The organism is Flavobacterium hydatis (assembly GCF_000737695.1).
GTDB classification, from domain to species: Bacteria; Bacteroidota; Bacteroidia; order Flavobacteriales; family Flavobacteriaceae; genus Flavobacterium; species Flavobacterium hydatis.
Genome location: NZ_JPRM01000023.1, coordinates 111870 through 134909 on the forward strand (window position 1 = coordinate 111870; position 23040 = coordinate 134909).

The window sequence follows — 23040 nt, forward strand, 5'->3', positions numbered from 1 at the left end:
GTGCTGCAATATAATAATTAAAATTAATTCGCAACATCAATTATAAAACAATTATAAATATTCCATGTACCAGATTCTTGTCAAATCATCTCACATAACTCGAACGCAAAAATATACTTTTTATTATTTACTATAACACTAAATACCATATTTTTACTTGGTATAATACAACTATATCATTTTTGTTAAAGCACGCAATGAAAAAGACCTTATTAACCTGTTTTATCTTACTATATATCAGCTCTTTCGGACAAACGAAAGATGATGTTATTATAAATTGGCTCGATAAAAAAGACATGTATTTTGGAGACTTTAAAGTCAATGCCCCCCTATTTTCGGGCAATAACTACCAATTAAACTCCGATACAAAGACAATTTTATATGCTTTAAACCTGACGCAATTCAATTATTCTGAGAACAGCGTCGTCCAATTATCTAATATAGTTTACGAAACGATTTCAGAAAATCAGCTGGGTGATTTAACATTAAAAAACATCCCAAAAACTATTAATGAAACGTTAAAAATATCTTCCGCAAGAGGAATCAATCAAGCTTTATTAACCCTATCACCAATAATTAATGATGGGACTGGATATAAAAAAATAAAATCTTTTACCTATAATATAATAACCAATTCTCAGAACAATACTTCTTCAAGAACATCACTAACCCGAAAGAACGCTAACATCTCCAATTCTGTTTTATCATCTGGAGATTGGTATCGATTTTATATTGAAAAATCGGGTGTGTATAAAATTTCCAAAAGCTTCTTGCAAAATTTAAGCCCCGACTTAATAAAAACAAATCCTAAAAACATAAAAATATTTGGGAATGGCGGCAGAATGCTCCCTTTATCTAACGCAAGTTATTACCCTAATGACTTAACAGAAAATGCAATTCAGATTATTGGGGAAAATGATGGAAGCTTTGATAATGATGACTACATTTTATTTTATGCCGAAGGCGTTGATACTTGGAATGACGAAAGCAGAACCTATAGCAATTTATTCGACAACAAATCTTACTACTATATAACAGCTCAAGGAGGTAACGGGAAAAGAATTACTCAAATGCAACCACCATCCGGAAGCAGCACTATAAACCTATCCACATTTGACGACCACCAATACCATGAAAAAGACCTCATAAACATAACTCACCTTGGAAGAGAATGGTATGGCGAAGCTTTTGAAATGGACAACGAACAAGAATTTGATTTTAGCTTTCCAAATATCGACACTTCAATTCCTGTAAAAATACAAGTCAAGACTGCATCTGCTTCATACACGAACACATCTTTTAAAGTTGCGGCTAACGGACAAGATATAGGAACTATTAATTTCCCTGCAATAACACCTAATTCTGAAATTAAATTCTTTACGGACTCCTTGCCCTCAAACAAAACATTTACAGAAACCGAAAACATTAAAATAAAACTTAATTATAACAATAATGGCGTTCCTGGATCAAAGGGATATCTAGATCAGATTAAATTAATTGCTAAACGAAAATTACAAGGATATGGAAAACAATTTCTTTTTCAATACGATTTAGCCAGCTCCAGCTTCGGGATTGCTAATTACGACATAACAAACACATCTGGCATTGTTCAAATTTGGGACGTTACCGACATATATAATGTAAGCACTCTTGAAAACTCAAATCAAAACGCAATTAGCTTTAAAGCACAATTAGGAGAAATAAGAAAATATGTAGCTCTTGATCCATCCGACTACTACATTCCGTTTAAAGACAACAAAACCAAAATCCCTAATCAAAACTTAAAGGGAACACTTTTAAAAAATAATCAAGGCGCTTTTCAAGATATAGATTATGTAATCATCACTCCATCTTTTTTACTGAATCAAGCCGAAAGATTAGCAAATTTTCACAGATCTCATTCTAATTTAAGCGTAAAAGTGATTTCAACTGAATCAATTTACCAAGAATTCTCATCTGGAAAACAAGACATAGCAGCCATTAGAAACTGCATTAAATATATTTATGACAATGCCTCATCTCCAGACAAAAGAATTAAATATGTCAACCTTTTCGGAGATGCTTCTTTCGATTATAAAAACAGAATCAATAATAACGGAAACATTGTACCTATATATTACTCTTTGAGAAGCAATACTACAGGAGAAGCCTCATTTGCATCTGATGACTTTTATGGATTAATGGATAATGACGAAGGTAATATAACCTCATTTTTTGGAGGAATAGACCTTGCGGTAGGAAGAATGCCTGTTAACGACACAAAACAAGCAAACGAAATGGTTAATAAAGTGCTGGAATATCATGATATTAAATCCTACGGAAACTGGAAAAACAACTTCGTATTAATTGCTGATGATTCCGATAAAGCAACGGATACTACACTACAAAGCCGACAAAATAAATTAGCTGATGTAATAGGTACCGAAAAACCTTTTTTCAATATTGATAAAATTCTCTTAGATTCCTACACACAAGAAGCTTCAGCAGGAGGATCAAGATATCCCAAAGCACGAACTGACCTATTTGATGCTTTCGAAAAAGGAGCACTCGTTTTTAACTATCTAGGTCATGGTGGTGAAGATGGTTTAGCTGGCGAACGCATTTGGTCAAAAGCTGATGGACAAAATCTAAACAATCAATATAAATATCCATTATTTATAACTATAACCTGCGAATTCTCAAGATTTGACGACCCTACAAGACCTACAGCTGGCGAATATACTTACTGGAATCCTAAAGGAGGTGCCATCGCTATGCTCACAACCATAAGATCCATCGGACAGTTTAGCGCTGAAAACTTCAATGATATCTTATCAAAAAATTTATTATCATACGGATCTAACCAATATACAACTATTTCTGAATCATTGCGATTATCTAAAAACAGCAATCCGAGTTCTGCCAGTAATGTTATTGTATATATAGGTGATCCAGCACTAATGCTTGCTATCCCCAAACCAAAAGTAAGACTAACTAAAGTAAATGATGTTGTTATTTCTCAACCAATTGACGACTTAAAATCACTATCAAAAATTAAATTATCCGGAGAAATAACAGATGAAAATAATATTTTACTATCTAACTATAATGGTGAATTAACTACTGCGATATTTGATAAATTAATTATATCTTCGACACTCAATAATGATGGCTTTAGTCCCCCAATGCAATTTAACACTTTGGGAGAAACTATTTTTAGAGGAAGTGCATCTGTAACCAACGGTTTATTTGAGTTTAGTTTTGTAGTACCAAGAGACATCCGAATTCCTGTAGGAAACGGAAGAATCAGCTTTTACGCAAAAAAACAACAACTTCTTGAGAACCAAACCGGTTACGATACAACCATAAAAATAGGCGGAATTAATGAAAATGCACCTCAGGACAATAATAGTCCAAAAGTGCAGTTATATATGAACGATGAAACATTTGTATCAGGAGGGGCTACAAATGAATCTCCTTTTTTACTTGCAAATCTTGAAGATGAAAACGGGATAAATACCGCAAGTGGAATAGGACATGACATAGTTGCAATTTTAGATGGAGACGTTAGTAATCCTTATATATTAAACGATTATTATCAGACCAAATTAGACGATTACACGCATGGAACATTACGTTTTCCGTTCCGTAATTTAGCTGTCGGATTGCACACCGTTTCGGTAACAGCATGGGATGTATACAACAACCCTGTTACAGCCGAAATTCAATTTATTGTTTCAGGTGATGACACAATAACATTAACGCATGTTTTAAATTATCCGAATCCGTTCACAACCTATACTGAGTTTTGGTTTTCACACAACAAACCCTATGAACCTTTAGAAGTTCAAGTACAAGTAATGACAATTACTGGGAAGGTTGTATGGACAAAAAATCAAATTATTACTACCGAAGGTTTTTTATCTCGGGACATAACTTGGAACGGAAGAGACGATTTTGGCGATCGAATTGGCAAAGGTGTTTATATTTATAAACTAACTGTAAAATCGAACACAACAAATAAAAAAGCAGAAAAAATTGAAAAACTTGTCATACTTTAATTAAATATTATATTTGTTTACTATTTTAAAACCTAGATGAAAAAACCTACCCTCATTTTAATTTGCCTTTTTGTCGTTTCATTAGCAAAGGCACAAGAAAGAACTATTACAACCGCAGTACCTTTTTTATTAGTAGCTGCTGACGCTAGAGCAGCAGGTATGGCCGACCAAGGTGTCGCCACATCTGTAGATGCATTTTCTCAACAATGGAATCCCGCAAAGTATGCCTTCTCCGAAGACAAACAAGGATTTTCTGTTAGTTATACTCCCTATCTTACCGATTTGGTAAATGATGTTTCCCTAGGACAAATCACCTATTATAACAAAATAAACGATCGAAATGCATTTGCAGCGAGTTTCCGTTATTTTGGATTTGGTGATATCGAATTAAGAAAAACCGATAGCCCTGATGAAGCAGTAAACATCGTTTCTCCTAACGAAATGGCGCTTGACGGGTCTTACTCTTTAAAGCTAAGCGAAAAATTCTCGATGGCTGTAGCAGGAAGATATATTCGCTCAAACCTGAAAATCGCTTCTGAAGAAATAGATGCTAAACCTGCAAGCTCATTTGCAGTAGACGTAGCTGGTTTTTATCAGTCAGAAGAAATTGCTTATAACAGTTTTAACGGAAGATGGAGAGGTGGTTTCAACATTCAGAATTTAGGACCTAAAATGAAATATGATAGCGACGAACTCAACGCTAATTTCTTACCAGCTAATTTAAAAGTAGGTGGAGGATTTGATTTTATCCTAGACGAATACAACAAAATAGGCGTAGGTGTAGAATTTAGTAAATTATTAGTTCCGACACCTCAGGACCCAGATTTAAATGGTGATGGTACAGTTACCCTAGACGAAAGAATGCAAAACAATGAGGATTACCGATCAATAGGTTGGGTATCTGGAATATTTCAATCTTTTGGTGATGCCCCAGGTGGTTTTAGCGAAGAACTAAAAGAGATTACTTATAGCATTGGTGCAGAATATATGTATCAAGATGCGTTTGCATTCCGATTAGGATATTTCCATGAAAGCCCAGAAAAAGGAGCTAGAAAATTCTTTTCACTAGGAGCAGGTTTCAAGTATAATGTAGTAAAAGTAGACGTTTCTTACTTATTCTCTACATCAAACGTAAAAAATCCACTAGAAAACACACTTCGTTTCTCACTAACCTTTAACTTTGGCGACAAATACGAAGTATATTAATAAATAAAAATTACAATTATAACAATCCAAATTTCACTTTCGTGAAATTTGGATTTTTTTTCCTAAATACATAATGAAAGAAATATCTATTACAACGCAATTTTCTGTTTTTGAATCTATCGAAGAACTTTCAAAAGACACCCAAGACTTAATGAATGAAGCAATCGCTATTCGCAAAAAAGCATATGCACCTTACTCTAAATTTAGAGTTGGAGCAGCATTACTTTTAGACAATGGTCAAATTGTTTTGGGTTCTAATCAAGAAAACGCAGCTTATCCTTCGGGACTTTGCGCAGAAAGAGTAGCTATTTTTCATGCAGGAGCAATTTATCCTGATGCAAAAATTTTAAAAATTGCCATCTCAGCAGCTTCAGATATGAATCAAACAAAAGCTCCAATCCCTCCTTGTGGATCTTGTAGACAATCGATTGCAGAATATGAGATAAAACAAGAGACCCCTATCGAAATTTATTTCATGGGAGAAATAGGTGCAATTTATCAATCGGCATCCCTAAAAAATTTACTTCCTTTTATGTTTGATAAAAAGTTCTTGTAAAAAAAACCAAAAATTAGCTTTTAAATTTTACTTCTTAGTAGGAATGTCTTATTTTTGCATCCCGACCCTTCGGGCGCAAATTTGTGGGAGGAAACTATTTTGCGTTATAGGCAACAATTGATAACAGAAACACTTTAGCAAAAGAAAGAATTCAGATGAAAGAAGTTACAAAAGAGGTATATTTAAAGTGGTATGAGGACATGCTACTTTGGAGAAAGTTTGAAGACAAACTAGCAGCATTGTACATCCAACAGAAAGTAAGAGGATTTCTTCACCTATACAATGGTCAAGAAGCTGTACTCGCTGGTGCATTGCATGTCATGGATTTGACAAAAGATAAAATGATAACTGCATACAGAAACCACGTACAACCAATTGGTATGGGTGTAGATCCAAAACGTGTAATGGCTGAACTTTTAGGAAAAGCAACAGGAACATCTAAAGGAATGGGTGGATCTATGCACATTTTCTCAAAAGAGCACCGTTTTTATGGAGGTCACGGAATTGTAGGTGGACAAATTCCTGTAGGAGCTGGTTTAGCTTTTGCAGATAAATATTTTGAAACAGGTGGTGTAACTATGACCTATTTTGGTGATGGAGCTGCAAGACAAGGTTCTTTACACGAAGCTTTTAACATGGCTATGTTATGGAAACTTCCAGTTGTATTTATTGTTGAAAACAATGGATATGCAATGGGAACTTCTGTAGAAAGAACTGCAAATCATACTGATATCTGGAAACTTGGTTTAGGTTATGAAATGCCTTGTGGACCTGTTGATGGAATGAACCCTGTGAAAGTTGCAGAAGCAATGTACGAAGCTGTAGAAAGAGCTCGTCGTGGCGATGGTCCAACTTTCTTAGAAATGAAAACATACCGTTACAGAGGACACTCAATGTCTGATGCACAATTATATCGCTCTAAAGAAGAAGTAGAAGAATACAAAAAAATTGACCCAATTACACAAGTTCTTGATGTAATAAAAGATCAAAAATTTGCTACTGAAGAAGAAATTGAAGAAATTGACCAAAGAGTAAAAGACTTGGTTGAAGAGTGTGTGAAATTTGCTGAAGAATCTCCATATCCAGAATTACAACAACTTTACGATGTAGTATACGCACAAGAAGACTATCCATTTACACCTCATAAACTATAAATCATGGCGATAAAAGTAACAATGCCTCGTTTGAGCGATACTATGACGGAAGGAACGGTAGCAACTTGGCTAAAAAAAGTAGGAGACAAAATTAGCGAAGGAGATATCCTTGCTGAAATTGAAACTGACAAAGCAACAATGGAATTTGAGTCTTTCAATGAAGGAACTCTTTTATATATAGGAATACCTGCTGGAGAAACTGCTCCAGTAGATTCATTACTAGCAATTATAGGAAACGAAGGTGAAGATGTTACGGCATTAATCGCTGGAGGAGACGCTCCTGCTGCTCAAGCTCCAAAAGCTGAAGCTGCAACTACAGAGGCTAAAACAGAAGCACCAGCTCCTGCAAAAGCTGCAACTGAATTACCAAAAGGTGTTGTTGTAGTAACTATGCCTAGATTAAGCGATACTATGACTGAAGGTACAGTAGCAACTTGGCTTAAAAAAGTTGGTGATGCTGTTGCTGAAGGTGATATTCTTGCTGAAATCGAAACTGATAAAGCTACAATGGAATTTGAATCTTTCAACCAAGGTACATTATTATACATTGGTATTCAAGAAGGAAACACAGCTCCTGTTGATAGTTTATTAGCTATCATCGGACCTGCTGGAACTGACATTTCTGGTATTGCTCAAAACTATACTCCTGGTGGCGCTCCTGCAAAAGCAGTAGAAGAAACTAAAGCAACTCCTGCTCAAGAAACAGCAGAAACTGTTGAAGTAGTAAGCGACGGAAAAAGAATTTTAGCTTCACCTTTAGCAAAGAAAATTGCTTCAGATAAAGGAATTCAATTATCTCAAGTAAAAGGATCTGGTGAAAACGGACGTATCGTAAAAAGCGATATCGAAAACTTTACACCTGCTACTGCAGCAACTACACAGCCAGTTGCAACTGCACCTGCTACTAAAACTCCTGAAGTTACTGCTGCTGCTGCAAAAGTTTTTGTTCCTGCTGGTGAAGTTTTCACAGAAGAAATCAAAAACTCGCAAATGCGTAAAATCATTGCTAAACGTTTAGCAGAATCATTGTTTACAGCTCCTCACTATAACTTAGTGATAGAAGTAAGCATGGATGAAGCAATGACATCTAGAGCTACAATAAACAGCGTACCAGATACAAAAGTATCTTTTAACGATATGGTAATTAAAGCTTGTGCATTAGCATTGAAAAAACATCCAAAAATTAACTCTCAGTGGAAAGAAGATGCTATCATCATCAACCACCATGTAAATATTGGTGTTGCTGTAGCTGTTGAAGATGGATTAGTAGTTCCTGTATTGAAATTTACAGATGCTATGAGTTTATCTCAAATTGGCGCTAGCGTAAGAGATCTTGCTGGAAGAGCTAAAAACAAAAAACTTGGACCACAAGAAATGGAAGGAAGTACTTTTACAGTATCTAACCTTGGAATGTTTGGTATTACAGAATTCAATTCTATCATAAACCAACCAAACTCTGCTATCCTTTCTGTAGGTGCAATTGTAGAAAAGCCAGTAGTTAAAAACGGTCAGATTGTAGTAGGAAACACAATGATGTTATCATTAGCTTGTGACCACAGAACAATTGACGGTGCAACTGGAGCTCAATTCTTACAAACATTAAAACAATACATCGAAAGCCCAGTTACAATGTTGGCATAATTTAAATGTCAGCCTGAGCTAAGCTTAAGGTTATTTATAATAAAATCCCGTTTTGATTATTCAAAACGGGATTTTTTGTTTAATTTCCCTCCACTAATTCAATTCTTCATAAAATGAAAAAACTAATCCTTGCCACTTTATTTCTGACAGTAATAGCCTGCCAGAAAAAAGAACAAACCGAAAAAACAACTGTTGTTACAGACGAACACAGTTATTCTAAACCAGAACTTGCTGTTGTAAAACATTTAGATCTGGATATAAAAGTAGACTTTGATACTCAAACTATTTCAGGAAAAGCTTCCTGGTTAATTGACAACGTAAGCAAAGGAAACGAAATTATCTTTGACGAAAACACGCTTAACATTACAAAAGTAACTTTAGGCGATGATGAAAAAGAAACCAAATTCGAGCTTGGAAAAGACGTCGAATTTCACGGAAAACCGCTTCATATTACAATCGAACCTACCACCACCAAAGTAAACATTTACTATAGTACAACTAAAGATGCAGTAGCATTGCAATGGTTAAAACCAGAACAAACTGCAGACAAAAAGAAACCTTTCCTTTTCTCTCAAGGAGAAAGCGTCTGGTCACGTACTTGGATTCCGTGTCAAGACTCTCCATCAATACGTTTTACTTATAATGCAAAAGTTACAGTTCCTAAAGATTTAATGGCCGTGATGAGTGCTGTTAATCCTCAAAAGAAAAACGACACAGGAGTTTATACATTTAAACAAGACAAAGCAATACCGTCATACTTAATGGCAATTGCAGTTGGAGACATCGAATTTCAATCGATCGATGATAGAACAGGTGTTTACGCTGAACCATCTATGCTAAAAAAATCAGCTTGGGAATTTGCTGAACTTGGAAAAATGGTAGTTGCTGCCGAAAAACTTTATGGCCCATACCGTTGGGGACGTTATGATGTTTTGGTTTTACCACCAAGCTTCCCTTATGGCGGAATGGAAAACCCTAACTTAACATTCCTAACTCCTGGTGTTATTGCAGGAGACCGTTCTTTAACTAGCTTATTAGCGCATGAATTAGGACATAGCTGGAGCGGAAACTTAGTAACCAATGCTACATGGGATGATATCTGGTTAAACGAAGGTTTCACCACTTATGTAGAACATAGAATTGGTGAAGCTATTTTTGGAAAGAAAGAATTTGAAATGCAAAACGTTATCATCCGTAAAGAATTAGTTGATAATGTAGCTGAATATGGAGATACAAATCCAGATACAAGATTAAAAGTAAGTCTAACAGGAAGAAATCCTGATGATGGAATTAGCATGATTCCTTATGTAAAAGGATATGCTTTTTTAAGAGTTATAGAAAATGCAGTTGGACGTGAAAAATTTGACGTTTTCATTAAAAACTATTTCGATGCACACGCTTTTAAATCTATCACAACAGATGATTTTATTAAATACTACAATGAAAACCTTATAAAAGGAGACAAAGCACTTGCTGATAAAATAAAAGCTGAAGATTGGATTTTCAAACCTGGAATTCCATCAAACATTACTCCAGTAAGTTCAGCAGATTTTGATGCAATAGACAAAATTCAGAAAAGCTGGAGAGAAACTGGCGTAAAAGGTTTAAGTAAAAAAATCACAACAACTGCAGAAAAACAACATTTTATAGATAATCTGCCAACAGACATCACTGCAAAAGAAATGGAAGCAATTGATGCTGAATTTAATTTTACAAAGGGAGGTAATTTCGTTATCAAACGCCAATGGTTTATTCCATCGATTCGCTATAAATACACTGCTGCTAATCCTGCAATTGAACAATTTTTGATTTCAAGCAGCAGAACAGGATCTGTAATGATGCTTTACAAAGAAATGGCAAAAACTCCTGAAGGAAAAGTTTGGGCAAAACAAATTTTTGACAAAGCCAAATCTGGTTATCACGCAACAACCGTTCAAGCTGTTGAAAGTGTTTTAAAATAGCATTCAGTTTCAATTTACAGTCGCTGTCTCAGTTTTCAGCTTACAATCTGACCGAAGACTGCGACTGAAAACTGCAAAGCAAAAAATCTCCGGTTACACCTTGTAATCGGGGATTTTTTTTTATTCTTATTTGTCATTTTCTAGGAACGAGAAACATTCTTATGAAAACAATTGCCCTAGCCCCGATAGAAGTGGAAATCCTTTTGCTTTTTTCTTTAAAAAGCAAAAGATTGTAACGAATAGCGGGATTAGCTCCTAAAAAAACACCTCAGGGAAAATTATCCATTACATAGCGTAAATTCTCCATGTTCTAAATTCTGTAATCATCACACCTTTGTAATGTCAAAAGACAACAACAAATAAATAACATAAAAATTAAATACGATGACACGATTAACAGCATTAAACCCAGAAGAAGTAACAGGAAAAACTAAAGATTTATTCAGCGCTGTACAAGCTAAATTAGGAGTTGTTCCGAACATGATGAGAACGATGGGGAATTCTCCAGCAGTTCTAGAAGGATATTTAAATTTAAGTGGTGCTTTAAGCCACGGAAAATTAAGTGCAAAAACAGGAGAACTAATCGCCTTAGCAGTTTCTGAAAGTAATTCATGCGATTACTGCTTAGCAGCTCATACCTTTATTGGAGAAAAACTGATAAAAGCAGACCCTGCTGTTTTACAAGCAGCAAGAACAGGAAACTCAACCGATATTAAAATTGAAGCTGTTTTACAATTTGCTAAAACCCTAATCAGCAAAAATGGTTTAGTAAATGATGAAGACGTAAACAAAGCAAAAAATGCAGGAGTTACTGATGCTGAAATTGCAGAAACAATTGGACATGTAGCTTTAAATGTTTTAACAAACTATTTTAACAATACAGCAAACACAGAAATTGATTTCCCAGTTGTTTCAAGTTTAAATTAATTCAAACAAAAACACTTTATAAAGATAGTTGTGAATTCTTTTCATAACTATCTTTATATTTTCAAAAACAAAAAGAAATCATGAGCAGTCAGAATGTTTTCACCTTGATCAATCCACAAAATGGCAATTTAGCTTTCAAGCTACTTCCTTTTGATAATAATAGTCATTTTGACCATTTGCAGCGTAATAATTATTTTTCCTTAATTTGGGTAACCAAAGGAAAAGGCAAAGTAAAAGCTGATTTTGCAGAACATCATTTTGAAGAAAACTCACTCCTAGCCTTTTCTCCTTATCAACCTTTTATGCTATGCGTAAGCGAACCAATTGAAGGAATCGCGATTCATTTTCACCCAGACTTCTACTGTATTCACATGCATCAAAAGGAAGTTTCATGCAATGGTATTTTATTTAATAATGTTTACCAACCACCTTTTACCATTATTACTGAACAAGCCGCAACAACTTTTAGAATGGTTTTAGAACAAATGAAAACAGAAATTCAAAATGCTGAATTAGCACAATATGAATTATTGATTTCGTACCTAAAAATATTTTTAATTACCGCTTCCCGTCTAAAGAATGAACAATTAGAAGAAATGAAATCATTACCAAATTCTAAAGAACCATTTATTCTTCAGAATCTAAAAGACGCTATTGAACTAAATTTTAAAACTAAACATTCAGCAGGAAATTATGCCGAATTACTCAATATCTCTCCAAAAGCGTTAGCAAAATTATCTAAGACTTATTTCAATAAAACATTAACCGATTTAATTGCAGAAAGAATAATAATCGAAGCCAAAAGAGAATTATATATGACCAACAAAACCGTCAAAGAAATTGCATATGAATTAGGTTACGAAGACGAACATTATTTCAGCCGATTTTTTAAAACCAATGCTGATGTTTCGCCTCAAATTTATAGAGAGACAGTAGGCTTTGGAAAAATGGAGGCTTAATTTTTATTTTTTGTTTCAATCCATTTAGACATATATTTTGTGCTCCTCATTGTATGAAATTGCAACATACTCCCTATAAAATTATTATTACGATGAGATTCTAAATTAGATTGTAAATAGAAAATTGTTTTCATAAAATCCTTTGCAAAATTATCTTTTAAATAACGTGCATTAATAATTTCGATTCCTTTTATTTGAGCTTCATTCCACAGATTTTTATCTTGATATAACGCTACCGCTGCTTTAGCCAAATCTTCGGCATCATCAACAATAAAGCCATTCCAAGGTAAATCACCATTCATGGCTTCCGCCCCTATTGTTGTGGTTACACTTGGTGTTCCAGATTGCATGGCTTCAACAAGTTTTCCTTTTAGACCCGCACCAAAACGTATCGGAGCCAAAACTATTCGTGATTTTTGTACTACTTCCTGAGCATTATCTGCACGGCCCATAATATAAAAACCTGATTTAGGCTGATGCAATTGCAAAACTTTTTGTGAAGGATAAGCACCATAGATATTTAAAACTGCATCTGGTAATTGTTTTTTTATCAAAGGCCAAATTCCTTCTTTCAGATATTGAACGGTGTTCCAATTAGGTTCATGCAAAAAATTACCAATGAAAATAAAATCAGTTCTTTCTTCAAAAGAGGGTAATACTTTTAATATATCTTCAGAGATTGGATTCAATAAAAAAGGTAAATAATGCAATAAAGACGTATCGATTTTAAATACCGATTCTAGCAACTCCATTTCAAACTCAGAAATCATCAAAGACAAATCACATCGCAAAATACTAGCAATTTCTCTCTTTGCAACTTCTTCTGAAAATAAATCACTAATTACGAAATTTCTATTTTCTTTAAATGCTTTCTGACGGGCTTGGCGTAAACAATGCAAATCCTCAGTATCCAGAATACGCAATGCATTAGGACAATTCTCAGACACACGCCAACCAAACTGCTCTTCAATCATAAATCGATCAAACAAAACAATAGATGGATTCAGCTCTTTTATAAAATCATCAAAACTAGAACAGTTTAAAGCAATCGATTTTTTTTCGATTCCTAATATTGGTAGATCTATCATAAAATCGCTATCCAAAGCTGGACTAACAAATGTGATTTCAAATCCTTGTTCCTGAAAAATTGAAATTAATTGCATCATTCTCCCCCCTGCAGCCGATGAATTAGGCTCAGGCCATACAAAACCAATTATTAAAAGCTTTTTAAGCGCACTCATGTCTTGTTATATTTCTACTACAAAATAATACTATTTAAGCGGCAAAACCATCATTAAACCCAAAAATCGGGAATAAAACACTAATTTTGTAGGTTATAAATAAAATATCATGTTAGGATTAAAATTAGCTACAGACCCACGCTGGGTAAACATCGTCGAATCGAATATTGAAGAAATTCTAACCGACCATGCGTGGTGTGAGCAAAAAGCAGCTTCAAATGCAATTAGTTTAATAACATACAATTCAGAATTAGAGGAATTAGTAACCGAAATGTTGATTATTGCCAGAGAAGAATTAGAGCATTTACAAATGGTACATGACATTATCAAGCAAAGAGGCTTGACACTTGGTCGCGAAAGAAAGGACCATTATGTAAATGAACTTTTTAAATTCATGAAAAAAGATGGTAGTAGAAAAGACGCACTTTGTGATCGTTTATTATTTTCGGCTATGATTGAAGCTAGAAGTTGCGAACGTTTTAAAGTTCTTTCAGAAAACATAAAAGATCAAGAATTAGCCAAGTTTTATCGTGATTTAATGATTTCGGAAGCAGGCCATTATACCACTTTTTTAGGATTTGCCCGAAAATATACAGATAACATAGACATTGATAAACGTTGGAAAGAATGGATTGAATACGAAGGTTCTATTATTACCAATTATGGAAAAAGCGAAACTGTACACGGATAAAAACAACTAATAATTATACTTATGGCAAAAGGGAATATAAAATCCATTTTATATAGAATAGTAAAATATATTGGAATAGTGCTAGTCGTTATTTTAGCGCTACTTTTTATAACGCCTTATGTTTTTTCGGATAAAATAAAAGAAGAGATAAAGAAAACAGCAAACAAAAAACTTAATGCTGAATTAAATTATTCAGATGCTAACATTTCCTTCTTTCATCATTTCCCATCATTAACTTTAACTTTAGACGATTTAAAACTAAACGGATCTGCTCCATTCGAGAAAGAGAATTTTGTTTCGGCAAAAGAAGTTTCCTTTGGAATAAACATCAGTAGTTTGATATTTGGAAAGACAGTTAGTATTGATCAAATATACTTATCAGATTCTTTTATCAATGTAAAAGTTAATAAGAATGGTGAGGCAAATTATAATGTTTATAAATCATCATCTGCCGAAGCTGAAAAAGAAACGGACAATAGTGATACTTCTTTAAAACTAGAAAAAATTGAAATCTTAAACAGTAAAATTATTTACGATGATAAATCGACCAATGTACATCTGGATGTATTTGGTTTTAATTATTCTGGAAAAGGAGATTTAAGCAAAGATATTTTCGATTTATCTTCAAAAGCTAAAATCGAAAAACTTAATATTTTATATGAGAATGAACCGTACTTAATGAATAAAAAGGTTGATGCCGATTTAATTACTAAAGTAAATGTAAACTCCTTATCATTCTTTTTTGAGCAAAACAATTTAAAAATAAATCAGCTGATAGTTGATTTTAAAGGAAAATTTGACTTCTTAAAAGATGGTTATAATATCGATTTTGTAATAAAATCAAACAATAGCCAATTACATGATGTATTTACGGCATTTCCTCCAAAATTTATCACCTGGCTATCTAAAACAGATTTAAAGGGTAATACCAATTTATTGCTTACGCTAAAAGGGAAATACATTGCTTCTCAAAATATAGCACCAGATTTAGATTTAGATTTAAAAATAAATGATGGGTATGTAAACTATAATAAAAGTTCATTCCCTATTTCAAATTTAAACCTAGATATAAACACAAAGCTACCTTCATTAAATCCTGATCTATTAATTGTAGACGGAAAAAATTTAGCTTTGAATATTAATAAAGATTATTTAAAATCTAAATTCTATGTAAAAGGAGTAAGTACTCCTGACCTAAATATTGATTTAAGTAGTCAAATAGATTTACAAAAACTAACTCAGGCTTTTGGAATTCCAGATATTGAATTAAAAGGAAATCTTATTGGAGATATTAAAGCAAAGGGAATTTTTGATTTAAAAAACAAACTCCTACCTGTAACTTCCGGAACAATTAACCTGAAGAACGGATATTTAAAAACAAAATATTATCCAAATCCAATTACAGATATAACAATTGTTTCTGAGATTAATAATCAAAAAGGAACTTTTGATGATTTAAAAGTAAAATTATCGCCTGCACAAATAACATTTGAAGGAAAGCCTTTTTACATAGATGCCGACTTATACAATTTTAATGACCTTATTTATGATGTAAAAGCCAAAGGAGAGCTCGACATAAGTAAAATATATAGAGTATTTTCTCAAAAAGGGCTAGATTTAGATGGTTCTATTAAAGCAGATTTAGTTTTAAAGGGAAAACAAAGTGATGCCGAAAAAGGAAATTATAGCAAACTCCATAATAAAGGAACGCTAGAAATTAAAAACATCGGAATAGTTTCTGAATACCTACCTAAGAAGTTCATCATTAAAGAAGGAATATTTAAAATAAACCAAGATAAAATGTTCTTTAAAAACTTTTTGTCAACATACGGACAATCAGACTTTAAAATGAATGGATATTTACAAAATGTATTCAATTTTGCAACAACCAAAACTGGAGTTTTAAAAGGTTCATTTGTCATAAATTCAAGATACATCAATGCCGATGAATTTATGTCGACAACGACTACAGAAACAACTAGTACGACAGCAACTCCTAATACAAGTTCTGAAGCTCCAAAAGCCGAAGTAGTACAAACTGGTGTGATTATAATTCCAAAGAATTTCAATTTACAATTTCAAGCAAATGCACAAAAGGTAAACTTTAATAAACTTGCCTTAAATAATGCCAAAGGAAATCTAAAAATGAATAAAGGTATTCTGACTATGCAAAATACTGGTTTTAATCTGATAGGTTGCGAAGTCGCTATGGATGCAACTTACCAAGCTCTAACGATGAAAAAAGCTTTATTCGACTATACCATTAAAGCAACAGATTTTGACGTTAAAAAGGCTTATAATGAAATTGAAATATTTAGAAAAATGGCTAGTGCAGCAGAAAAAGCACAAGGAACTGTTTCTCTAGATTACAAATTAAAAGGAAGGCTTAATGCCAAAATGGAGCCTGTTTACCCTTCGTTAGTCGGAGAAGGAGTTGTCTCTGTAAAAGACATCAAATTATATGGTATGAAAATGTTTAATGCTGTAAGTAAAACAACGAGTCATGAGGGAATAAAAAATCCTGAAATTTCAAAAGTTGATATTAAGAGTAGCATTAAAAACAATATAATAACTCTAGAACGATTCAAATTTAAATTTGCAGGTTTCAGACCAAGAATAGAAGGAACAACTAGTTTAGATGGTAAACTAAACATAAAAATGAGATTAGGCTTACCTCCGTTGGGAATTTTAGGTGTTCCGCTAATAATAACAGGAAACAAAGACAATCCAAAAATAAAAATAGGAAGAAAATCAGATGATTTAGAAGAAACTCAAGATACAGAAGATTAATCTAAACATTACTATAATTTCCAAACCTGCTCATACGAGCAGGTTTTTTTATGCGTATATATGAGATACCATTTTATTAGGCATCAACTAAGCAATCTTAAATAGTTCTATTAAATATTTCAAAGCTCTATTTTAAACAATCACAATAAAAACAATAAAGAATATTACTGATTAAAAAACACTCCTTTTAAACCCTATAATACCTATTCTATTTTTGGATAATTAAAAATCGATTGTTATTTGTAGCGTTTATTAATTCAGTTTAAAGTGTTGTATTTCGTGAAGCTAAACCAAGGCCAAGCAGAGATTCTTTTTTATTAAGCTGTACAACATGTTCCACGCGAAGGCGCAGAGGCGCAAAGACACTATATAAACACAAAACAACCATAATCTTACCGCAAAGAGCGCAAAGAAAAAAAACGCAAAGGTTCACTAAGTCTATTGATTAAACTTTGCGAACCTTTGTATAATACTTTGCGCTCTTTGCGTTAAAATCTTTCTGTTTAATCCCCAACTTTTGAACCTATCCCATAGAAGGTTTCTCGTGAAGTCTATGTTTAAAAACAAAACAACAGTATCCATTTTTACCGCAAAGAGCGCAAAGATAAGAAGCCACAAAGGTTCGCTAAGTCTATTTATTAAACTTTGCGAACCTTTGTGTAATGCTTTGCGCTCTTTGCGGTAAAACCTTTTTGCGTATTTCTCCTCAAAAAGTAAGGCACAAAAAAAATCCTCACCAAATAAATGATGAGGATTCTAAAGAAAGGCGACGACATACTCTCCCACATAACTGCAGTACCATCTGCGCAGGCGGGCTTAACTACTCTGTTCGGGATGGGAAGAGGTGAGCCCCGCCGCAATAACCACCTTAAGGTCGTTAGTTGCTTTAGGCAACTTCTTTTAATTAACAATTGATAATTAACAATTCATAATTAAAAGGAATATCTTAACACACTGAGATAAAGAAAGTAGTTTTATTTACTATTTTAGAAAGTTTCTCCCCTCCCGATTGCTCGGGAGGGAAAAGCGTACATAAGCTTACGGATTATTAGTACTACTCGACTATGACATTACTGCCTTTACATCTATAGCCTATCAACGTGGTCATCTCCCACGATCCTTAAAAGAAATCTCATCTTGTGGTGGGTTTCGCGCTTATATGCTTTCAGCGCTTATCCCTTCCAAACGTAGCTACTCTGCGGTGCTCCTGGCGGAACAACAGATACACTAGAGGTTTGTCCAATTCGGTCCTCTCGTACTAGAATCAGATCCACTCAAATTTCTTGCGCCCACAGTAGATAGAGACCGAACTGTCTCACGACGTTCTGAACCCAGCTCGCGTGCCACTTTAATGGGCGAACAGCCCAACCCTTGGGACCTTCTCCAGCCCCAGGATGTGACGAGCCGACATCGAGGTGCCAAACCCCCCCGTCGATATGAGCTCTTGGGGGAGATCAGCCTGTTATCCCCGGCGTACCTTTTATCCTTTGAGCGATGGCCCTTCCATGCGGAACCACCGGATCACTATGCTCTACTTTCGTACCTGATCGACCTGTATGTCTCTCAGTCAAGCTCCCTTATGCCATTGCACTCTACGCACGGTTACCAAGCGTACTGAGGGAACCTTTAGAAGCCTCCGTTACTCTTTTGGAGGCGACCACCCCAGTCAAACTACCCACCAAGCAATGTCCCCCGCAATCGCGGGGTTAGGCCTCAGATAAACAAAGGGTTGTATTTCAACAATGACTCCACAACGCCTAGCGACGCCACTTCACAGTCTCCAACCTATCCTACACATCATTTATCCAAGGTCAATACTAAGCTATAGTAAAGGTGCACAGGGTCTTTTCGTCCCACTGCGGGTAAGCGGCATCTTCACCGCTACTACAATTTCACCGAGCTCATGGCTGAGACAGTGTCCAGATCGTTACACCATTCGTGCAGGTCGGAACTTACCCGACAAGGAATTTCGCTACCTTAGGACCGTTATAGTTACGGCCGCCGTTTACTGGGGCTTCAATTCAATGCTTCTCCGAAGATAACATCTCCTCTTAACCTTCCAGCACCGGGCAGGTGTCAGGCCCTATACTTCATCTTACGATTTTGCAGAGCCCTGTGTTTTTGATAAACAGTCGCCTGGACCTCTTCACTGCGGCCAGCATTGCTGCTGGCGACCTTTCTCCCGAAGTTACAGGTCTATTTTGCCTAATTCCTTAGCCATGAATCTCTCGAGCACCTTAGGATTCTCTCCTCAACTACCTGTGTCGGTTTACGGTACTGGTACTAATTACCTGAAGTTTAGAGGTTTTTCTTGGAAGCCCTTAGGCGCACTATCTCTTTGTCCGAAGACTCCGAGTACTATCGTATTTCCCCAAGATCTGTGGATTTGCCTGCAGATCTTATAGGTAGGTACTTCAACGAACTATTCCGTCAGTTCGCGGCGCTTTCATCACTCCGTCACCCCATCACAGTAATTAGTAGTACGGGAATATTAACCCGTTAGCCATCGACTGTCCCTTTCGGGTTCGCCTTAGGACCAGACTAACCCACAGCTGATTAGCATAGCTGTGGAAACCTTAGTTTTTCGGTGTGCGGGTTTCTCGCCCGCATTATCGTTACTTATGCCTACATTTTCTTTTCTAACCAGTCCAGCATACCTTACGATACACCTTCAACCCTGTTAGAATGCTCCCCTACCACTTACAATTGCTTGTAAATCCATAGCTTCGGTAATATGTTTATGCCCGATTATTATCCATGCTCGTCCGCTCGACTAGTGAGCTGTTACGCACTCTTTAAATGAATGGCTGCTTCCAAGCCAACATCCTAGCTGTCTGGGCAGACAAACCTCGTTCTTTCAACTTAACATATATTTGGGGACCTTAGCTGATGGTCTGGGTTCTTTCCCTCTCGGACTTGGACCTTAGCACCCAAGCCCTCACTGTTGTGAAACATTATATAGCATTCGGAGTTTGTCAGGAATTGGTAGGCGGTGAAGCCCCCGCATCCAATCAGTAGCTCTACCTCTATATAACTTTATGCACAACGCTGCACCTAAATGCATTTCGGGGAGTACGAGCTATTTCCGAGTTTGATTGGCCTTTCACCCCTACCCACAGGTCATCCGAAGACTTTTCAACGTCAACCGGTTCGGTCCTCCACTGTGTGTTACCACAGCTTCAACCTGCCCATGGGTAGATCACACGGTTTCGCGTCTAACACTACTGACTAAAGCGCCCTATTCAGACTCGCTTTCGCTACGGATCCGTGGCTTAACCACTTATCCTTGCCAGCAACGTTAACTCGTAGGCTCATTATGCAAAAGGCACGCCGTCACCCCACGAAAGGGCTCCGACCGCTTGTAAGCGTATGGTTTCAGGATCTATTTCACTCCGTTATTCACGGTTCTTTTCACCTTTCCCTCACGGTACTGGTTCACTATCGGTCTCTCAGGAGTATTTAGCCTTAGCGGATGGTCCCGCCAAATTCAGACAGGGTTTCACGTGCCCCGCCCTACTCAGGATACCACTATCATTTACACTCATTACCTATACGGGACTATCACCCTCTATGGTTCTACTTTCCAGTAGATTCTAATTCTTTGTGCAACAAATATCGTGGTCCTACAACCCCAATCATGCCGTAACATGGTTGGTTTGGGCTAATCCGCGTTCGCTCGCCACTACTTACGGAATCACTTTTGTTTTCTTCTCCTCCGCCTACTTAGATGTTTCAGTTCAGCGGGTTTGCCCACCTATCGGTGTACTATGTCTTCAACATAGTGGGTTGCCCCATTCAGGTATTTACGGATCAATTCGTGTGTGCCGATCCCCGTAACTTTTCGCAGCTTATCACGCCTTTCATCGCCTCTGAGAGCCAAGGCATCCCCCATACGCCCTTATTTTGCTTATTGTACCAGCCTTGATAAATCAAGACCGTTTTTTTATTTACTGTATTACTACAGTTAATAAAAAATGCTTTCTACTTTTTATTATTTTCTTATCTCAATATATCAATGAACTTTTATCCTTTCGGATCTGTGGAGAATAACGGAGTCGAACCGTTGACCTCCTGCGTGCAAGGCAGGCGCTCTAGCCAGCTGAGCTAATCCCCCAATTTTCAATTTTAGATTTTTGAATTCAGATTTTAGATTTCTTCTCTAATTTCTTTTGGTGAATTCCAACTTCTAGAATTTCCTTTTTTTTTAAGCTTAAAAAGTAGTCCCGGGCAGACTCGAACTGCCGACCCCTACATTATCAGTGTAGTACTCTAACCAGCTGAGCTACGAGACTCTGTTTTACTTAAAATTTATTATTTGAACTAACAGCAGAGTAATAAAACCTTCAATTTAACCTATAGGTCACTTCGTCTTCTTTCCCTAACGTGTGTTTCCACTAACATATAGGGCTCTAGAAAGGAGGTGTTCCAGCCGCACCTTCCGGTACGGCTACCTTGTTACGACTTAGCCCTAGTTACCAGTTTTACCCTAGGCAGCTCCTTGCGGTCACCGACTTCAGGCACCCCCAGCTTCCATGGCTTGACGGGCGGTGTGTACAAGGCCCGGGAACGTATTCACCGGATCATGGCTGATATCCGATTACTAGCGATTCCAGCTTCACGGAGTCGAGTTGCAGACTCCGATCCGAACTGTGACCGGTTTTATAGATTCGCTCCTGGTCGCCCAGTGGCTGCTCTCTGTACCGGCCATTGTAGCACGTGTGTAGCCCAAGGCGTAAGGGCCGTGATGATTTGACGTCATCCCCACCTTCCTCACAGTTTGCACTGGCAGTCTTGTTAGAGTTCCCGACATGACTCGCTGGCAACTAACAACAGGGGTTGCGCTCGTTATAGGACTTAACCTGACACCTCACGGCACGAGCTGACGACAACCATGCAGCACCTTGTAAATTGTCTTGCGAAAGATCTGTTTCCAAACCGGTCAATCTACATTTAAGCCTTGGTAAGGTTCCTCGCGTATCATCGAATTAAACCACATGCTCCACCGCTTGTGCGGGCCCCCGTCAATTCCTTTGAGTTTCATTCTTGCGAACGTACTCCCCAGGTGGGATACTTATCACTTTCGCTTAGCCACTGAGATTGCTCCCAACAGCTAGTATCCATCGTTTACGGCGTGGACTACCAGGGTATCTAATCCTGTTCGCTACCCACGCTTTCGTCCATCAGCGTCAATCAATTAGTAGTAACCTGCCTTCGCAATTGGTATTCCATGTAATCTCTAAGCATTTCACCGCTACACTACATATTCTAGTTACTTCCTAATAATTCAAGTTTAACAGTATCAATGGCCGTTCCACCGTTGAGCGATGGGCTTTCACCACTGACTTATTAAACCGCCTACGGACCCTTTAAACCCAATGATTCCGGATAACGCTTGGATCCTCCGTATTACCGCGGCTGCTGGCACGGAGTTAGCCGATCCTTATTCTTACAGTACCGTCAAGCTGGTTCACGAACCAGTGTTTCTTCCTGTACAAAAGCAGTTTACAATCCATAGGACCGTCATCCTGCACGCGGCATGGCTGGATCAGGCTTGCGCCCATTGTCCAATATTCCTCACTGCTGCCTCCCGTAGGAGTCTGGTCCGTGTCTCAGTACCAGTGTGGAGGATCTCCCTCTCAGGACCCCTACCCATCGTAGCCTTGGTAAGCCGTTACCTTACCAACTAGCTAATGGGACGCATGCTCATCTTTTACCGTTGTGACTTTAATTGCTGGATGATGCCATCCTGCAATGCTATGAGGTATTAATCCAAATTTCTCTGGGCTATCCCTCTGTAAAAGGCAGATTGCATACGCGTTACGCACCCGTGCGCCGGTCTCTAATCCCGAAGAATTATACCCCTCGACTTGCATG

At 36.6% G+C, this 23040-nt stretch carries 11 protein-coding genes, 2 tRNA genes and 3 rRNA genes; 10 read left to right on the plus strand and 6 right to left on the minus strand.

Annotated elements, in window-relative coordinates; genetic code table 11:
- The first annotated feature begins 197 nt into the window (after window positions 1-197).
- From porU to IW20_RS14780, 8 genes are all read left to right on the plus strand, one after another.
- Window positions 198-4040 carry a type IX secretion system sortase PorU gene (porU, locus tag IW20_RS14745; RefSeq protein WP_035623781.1) on the plus strand — a complete coding sequence of 1281 codons (3843 nt, stop codon included), beginning with the start codon at window positions 198-200 and terminating at the stop codon, window positions 4038-4040.
- Window positions 4041-4076: 36 nt separating this feature from the next.
- Window positions 4077-5246, plus strand: a complete 1170-nt coding sequence (gene porV / locus IW20_RS14750; protein ID WP_035623784.1) for a type IX secretion system outer membrane channel protein PorV — start codon at window positions 4077-4079, stop codon at window positions 5244-5246.
- 73 nt (window positions 5247-5319) lie between these two features.
- The gene (gene cdd, locus IW20_RS14755) at window positions 5320-5802 is read left to right on the plus strand and encodes a cytidine deaminase (RefSeq protein ID WP_035623787.1); all 483 of its coding nucleotides are present in this window, start codon (window positions 5320-5322) and stop codon (window positions 5800-5802) included.
- A gap of 155 nt (window positions 5803-5957) precedes the next feature.
- Window positions 5958-6956, plus strand: a complete 999-nt coding sequence (pdhA, locus tag IW20_RS14760; RefSeq protein WP_035623790.1) for a pyruvate dehydrogenase (acetyl-transferring) E1 component subunit alpha — start codon at window positions 5958-5960, stop codon at window positions 6954-6956.
- A gap of 3 nt (window positions 6957-6959) precedes the next feature.
- Entirely contained in the window at window positions 6960-8597 is a 1638-nt protein-coding gene (locus tag IW20_RS14765) for a pyruvate dehydrogenase complex dihydrolipoamide acetyltransferase (RefSeq protein WP_035623793.1), read from the plus strand.
- Between the two features lie 113 nt (window positions 8598-8710).
- Entirely contained in the window at window positions 8711-10558 is a 1848-nt protein-coding gene (locus tag IW20_RS14770; RefSeq protein WP_035623796.1) for a hydrolase/aminopeptidase, read from the plus strand.
- Between the two features lie 384 nt (window positions 10559-10942).
- Window positions 10943-11485, plus strand: coding sequence for a carboxymuconolactone decarboxylase family protein (locus tag IW20_RS14775; RefSeq protein WP_035623799.1), 543 nt, complete (start codon window positions 10943-10945; stop codon window positions 11483-11485).
- A gap of 80 nt (window positions 11486-11565) precedes the next feature.
- Complete coding sequence (locus tag IW20_RS14780) at window positions 11566-12444, plus strand: helix-turn-helix domain-containing protein (protein WP_035623801.1); 879 nt, start codon at window positions 11566-11568, stop codon at window positions 12442-12444.
- On the opposite strand, the gene IW20_RS14785 is transcribed toward IW20_RS14780, so the two are convergent.
- Window positions 12441-13685 carry a glycosyltransferase family 4 protein gene (locus IW20_RS14785; RefSeq protein ID WP_035623804.1) on the minus strand — a complete coding sequence of 415 codons (1245 nt, stop codon included), beginning with the start codon at window positions 13683-13685 and terminating at the stop codon, window positions 12441-12443. The genes IW20_RS14780 and IW20_RS14785 overlap by 4 nt on opposite strands.
- A gap of 109 nt (window positions 13686-13794) precedes the next feature.
- Here IW20_RS14785 and miaE point away from each other — a divergent pair, with 109 nt between their 5' ends.
- Together miaE and IW20_RS14795 are read left to right on the plus strand one after the other, a co-directional pair.
- Entirely contained in the window at window positions 13795-14376 is a 582-nt protein-coding gene (gene miaE / locus IW20_RS14790) for a tRNA-(ms[2]io[6]A)-hydroxylase (RefSeq protein ID WP_035623806.1), read from the plus strand.
- A gap of 21 nt (window positions 14377-14397) precedes the next feature.
- Window positions 14398-17166 carry an AsmA family protein gene (locus IW20_RS14795; protein ID WP_081912490.1) on the plus strand — a complete coding sequence of 923 codons (2769 nt, stop codon included), beginning with the start codon at window positions 14398-14400 and terminating at the stop codon, window positions 17164-17166.
- Between the two features lie 761 nt (window positions 17167-17927).
- On the opposite strand, the gene rrf is transcribed toward IW20_RS14795, so the two are convergent.
- The 5 genes from rrf to IW20_RS14820 all read right to left on the minus strand — a co-directional run.
- A 5S ribosomal RNA gene (gene rrf, locus IW20_RS14800) occupies window positions 17928-18037 on the minus strand.
- Window positions 18038-18194: 157 nt separating this feature from the next.
- A 23S ribosomal RNA gene (locus IW20_RS14805) occupies window positions 18195-21079 on the minus strand.
- 127 nt (window positions 21080-21206) lie between these two features.
- Window positions 21207-21280, minus strand: a tRNA-Ala gene (locus tag IW20_RS14810).
- Between the two features lie 104 nt (window positions 21281-21384).
- Window positions 21385-21458 (minus strand) — tRNA-Ile (locus IW20_RS14815).
- A gap of 121 nt (window positions 21459-21579) precedes the next feature.
- Window positions 21580-23040: ribosomal RNA gene (locus IW20_RS14820) — 16S ribosomal RNA — on the minus strand; the annotation flags it as partial.

Excerpts from the sequence above, each read along its gene's own strand:
- porU (WP_035623781.1), top strand. The coding sequence starts at position 198 with ATGAAAAAGACCTTATTAACCTGTTTTATCTTACTATATATCAGCTCT.
- IW20_RS14780 (WP_035623801.1), top strand. The coding sequence starts at position 11,566 with ATGAGCAGTCAGAATGTTTTCACCTTGATCAATCCACAAAATGGCAAT.
- IW20_RS14765 (WP_035623793.1), top strand. The coding sequence starts at position 6,960 with ATGGCGATAAAAGTAACAATGCCTCGTTTGAGCGATACTATGACGGAA.
- IW20_RS14775 (WP_035623799.1), top strand. The coding sequence starts at position 10,943 with ATGACACGATTAACAGCATTAAACCCAGAAGAAGTAACAGGAAAAACT.
- pdhA (WP_035623790.1), top strand. The coding sequence starts at position 5,958 with ATGAAAGAAGTTACAAAAGAGGTATATTTAAAGTGGTATGAGGACATG.
- IW20_RS14795 (WP_081912490.1), top strand. The coding sequence starts at position 14,398 with ATGGCAAAAGGGAATATAAAATCCATTTTATATAGAATAGTAAAATAT.
- porV (WP_035623784.1), top strand. The coding sequence starts at position 4,077 with ATGAAAAAACCTACCCTCATTTTAATTTGCCTTTTTGTCGTTTCATTA.
- IW20_RS14770 (WP_035623796.1), top strand. The coding sequence starts at position 8,711 with ATGAAAAAACTAATCCTTGCCACTTTATTTCTGACAGTAATAGCCTGC.
- IW20_RS14785 (WP_035623804.1), bottom strand. The coding sequence starts at position 13,685 with ATGAGTGCGCTTAAAAAGCTTTTAATAATTGGTTTTGTATGGCCTGAG.
- miaE (WP_035623806.1), top strand. The coding sequence starts at position 13,795 with ATGTTAGGATTAAAATTAGCTACAGACCCACGCTGGGTAAACATCGTC.
- cdd (WP_035623787.1), top strand. The coding sequence starts at position 5,320 with ATGAAAGAAATATCTATTACAACGCAATTTTCTGTTTTTGAATCTATC.